The sequence below is a fragment of the Endozoicomonas sp. ONNA2 genome (assembly GCF_024606365.1).
In the GTDB taxonomy this organism is placed as follows: domain Bacteria; phylum Pseudomonadota; class Gammaproteobacteria; order Pseudomonadales; family Endozoicomonadaceae; genus Endozoicomonas.
In genome coordinates, this window is sequence record NZ_JAHHPO010001136.1 from 1 (window position 1) to 2443 (window position 2443).

The 2443-nt window shown below is 41.2% G+C and carries 1 protein-coding gene; it reads left to right on the forward strand.

Annotation, left to right across the window (positions count from 1 at the left end; translation table 11 throughout):
- Positions 1-443: 443 nt before the first annotated feature.
- The gene (locus tag KDK14_RS20110; RefSeq protein WP_257267011.1) at positions 444-2057 is read left to right on the forward strand and encodes an ankyrin repeat domain-containing protein; all 1614 of its coding nucleotides are present in this window, start codon (positions 444-446) and stop codon (positions 2055-2057) included.
- Positions 2058-2443: the final 386 nt, after the last annotated feature.

Genomic DNA, 2443 nt, shown 5'->3' on the forward strand with positions numbered 1-2443 from the left:
AAAAGTCATGAGTAATAAATGTAGACGACTACGGGAAATTTTGCCTTATACCCGTAGTTTTTGAGCACTTAAGCACTTACTTAAGCACTTCTTACTTAAGCACTTACACTTACTTACTTAAGCACTTCTTACTTAAGCACTTACACTTACGAGTCAGGTCTTTCCTTTTGAACACATTCAAGATTCAAGACCTGACGCTGGTTTTTTCCCGCTGGTTTTTTCCTGGTTTTTTCCAAAATTGAACTTCTCATCGAATGACCTGTCAAAGGGGTTGATTAAGTTTAACTGACCATGATCTACCATGAAAATCCTTGGTTCATCAGGCACGATTCGGCGCTTTCTGAAGTTTGCTTGACAATATATATAATAGTTGTAGCTTCATCGAATCGAGTGACAAAAAAACTGACCGAAAATTTATCTGGCAATTAAAAGGTTTAGTACCAATGGACTTGAGTAACTCAGTGACTTCGTCCCTAATATCCATTCAATCTGGTACTCCGCAAGACGAATTGGATAAAACGGCTAAAACAGGAGATGTTCAGATTCCTTGCAGAGATGGCGGTCACTCTGTACCTGATACTTTATCTTTGTCTGATCGAACAGTAACCCGTGTTGACGTCAAACCTGAATTCACTGCCCAGAAAGCGCTGCCTGAAGTGCCCGATGTTTTTTCCCAACCCGGCACACAACCCGGCACAATAGCTGAGACAACTCCGGTTGCTTTAACCTCTCGCTTTCAAATGCTGTGCAATTCGGATGATGGTGATGACCTTGTTCTTTTATTATCGGGTACTGATGCAGCAACACGGCGTAAGTGGTTCAGCAGTCCACTTTCGTTCAGTGAAAAAAATGACACCCCGATGATGTATGCTGCCCGACATGGTAATGCAGCAGTTGTTGCAGCATTAATCCACTATCAGGCAAATCCCTGTGAAATTAATCCATCGTCAACACTCCAGTGTAATGCTCTGATTATTGCTGCGCAGGAAAATCAAGTGAAGGTCATTCAAGAGATGGCTAAATCCAGAGAGTATCATCCTGACAAACCCAGGGGAGATGGCGTTACCGCAATGTTCGTAGCCATAGAAAAGGGTCACCCGGAAATCACGAAAATCCTTTTAGAACACAATGCTGACCCCAACTATAAAATCCGTTATGGTCATTACGATGGGGCATGGACACACATTGGCAACTTTGAAAGGCAAGAAGCAATACCATCTTGCCAGATGTGGATTACTCCTGTCATGCTTGCAGCAAAACAAGGTAATGTCATTATTCTGGAGCAACTACTCTCAAAACACGGTAATACAAATAACATTGACCCGACTAATCCTATTCAACACTCACCATTGCAGGAAGCAACTATTTCTGCGAAAAATGCTAAAGCAGAGATGATCAATCTTTTATTAAAGTGCCAAGCTAACATGCATGAAATGATTGTTCCTGGCAGACCTTGCAAGGATGTTACTGATGCAAAAAAATATTTTCGTCCTACACTGTTCGAAACTGCGTGTTTTTCCGCTGAATTTAACAATGATCCCCAATCAGATCGCATTTCTGAAACTTATTGCGATTATTATCGAACAGCTGAAGGCAAGCAAGTTGAAAGCTCTATTCTGAGATCGTTCTGTGCTGGTCAATATTTCTTAAAAACTCTTGCTTTGCACAACTTCTTTTGCTTTCTCGCTCTGACTAACCCATCTGTGAAACTTTATCTCATACGAACATTACGTTCATTAAATACACTGGTTAGTGTTTTACGTCCGGAAGATTCGTCTGAAACCCAAATTGAAAAGACCACAAGAGCAATCAATTATGCCAAAAAAAAAGGACATGAATTAACCGAAGACATAGATAACGCTAATGCAGCCATACTTCAAGACATGGTAAAAAGTGAACTGGAAAAATTTAATGACTACAATATGGATTTTAATGATGAAGCCGTAGCAAAATATCTTAAATACAATGCAGAAATTGAAAGTAAGTCGTCCATCTCGCAAAATACATCGATAGAAACCAAATTTTTATTTATTTTCATCAGTTCCTTTTTCGGATGACCAAAACTGAGGGGCAAGTATCGCCTGCGCGGCCCAGCCCAATCAGGCGGGGTAAGCCGAAAAACCGGGGTCAAAAAACCGGGGTCAGGTCTTGACTCTTGACACCCATCAAAACTGTTCTACTTTTAAACCTCCTTGATTATCAGTTTGGGAGGTAAAAAAATGAGCAGGCCGTTGCGGATTGAGTATGCGGGTGCGCTGTATCATGTGACGTCGCGGGGGAACAAATCTGGGGTCACAAATCTGGGGTCAGGTCTTTCATTGTGCAAATATCTCGTTTATCACTATAAACGACAAGTGTTATGCAAAATGAAAGACCTGACCCTGATTTCAGTTTCCTGACTAAGTCGTATTTTGGATCGCCTGGAATCTCAAAGGGAAAAGTC

Bases quoted from the DNA above. Each gene is read 5' to 3' on its own strand.
- KDK14_RS20110 (WP_257267011.1), top strand. From the start codon at position 444: ATGGACTTGAGTAACTCAGTGACTTCGTCCCTAATATCCATTCAATCT.